This window comes from Undibacterium sp. Ji50W, assembly GCF_049340445.1.
In the GTDB taxonomy this organism is placed as follows: domain Bacteria; phylum Pseudomonadota; class Gammaproteobacteria; order Burkholderiales; family Burkholderiaceae_D; genus Undibacterium.
The window spans coordinates 1-999 of the sequence record NZ_JBMPOX010000061.1 but is presented as its reverse complement, the minus strand read 5'-3'; the positions used below and the strand labels follow the sequence as shown (position 1 = coordinate 999).

Genomic DNA, 999 nt, shown 5'->3' with positions numbered 1-999 from the left:
CGGTGTGTGTCAAGGTAGTTGTCGCCTCAATTTAAATTAAGCAGCCTTCATGTACGCCTTTTCTTCTACACGAGCCTTCTCTGGATTGAGATAGACGCTGTCCCCCAGTGACCAGTTCCGTGTTTCTCCCGACCAGCGCAAAGGATTTTTCTGTCTGGCCAATTGATACACGTTTGCACGTTGTATCAGTAAAGCACTGGCCTCCCCACGATGTCTTTGTCCTGGTGTCAGGTATTTCAAAGCGCTATGGCAATGCTCTTCGTTATACCATTCAACAAATTGCGTGACCCATAAACGTGCTTCATCCAATGTGTCAAATGGCCGTTCAGGCCATTGTGGACAATACTTGGCTGTTTTGAACAAGGCTTCCGCATAGGCATTGTCATTGCTGACCCTGGGACGGCTGAAGGAAGGTACTACTCCCAGGTCGTGCATCGCCGATAGCATATTCGCCCCTCTCATGGCGGTGCCATTGTCTGAGTGCAGTATCAGTGGCCTACCTGCTATCTGTTCCCGCAAACATCCACGCCACAGAAGATGGCTGGCGTGCTCTGAAGACTCTCTCTCGTGTACTTCATTGACCACCAGCTTGCGGCTGTAGATGTCTTTCATCATGTACCAGTAAAAGAATTGCCCCTTGACTGTAGTCGGTAACCAGGTAATGTCCCAACACCAGACTTGATTCGGCCCACTTGCCTGATGGGTAGTCAGGGGGCGTTTCTGTGGGGCTTTGCTTCTGCCACGCCGTTGACCTTGTCCAGCGGCTTTCATGACGCGGTAAAAGCTCGATTCGGAGGCCAGGTAGATACCTTCATCGGCCAGCTTGGGAACAATCTGGTGCGGTGTCAGGCTGGCATACGCAGGTAGGTTAGCGGTAGTCAATAAGACTGCTCGCTCTTCCTCGCTGAGCTTATTGGCAGGCTCTGGATGAATGGTATCTGGCCGCTTATCTTTTGGGGTGTGCCGCCAGCGCTGTACGGTACGTTCACTGAGCCCTAG

The 999-nt window shown here is 51.9% G+C and carries 1 protein-coding gene; it reads right to left on the bottom strand.

Annotated features, from left to right (window positions below):
* Positions 1-36: 36 nt before the first annotated feature.
* Positions 37-999 (bottom strand): IS3 family transposase (locus ACO0K9_RS27975; protein ID WP_422990673.1); only part of this gene is annotated, 963 nt, incomplete at its 5' end.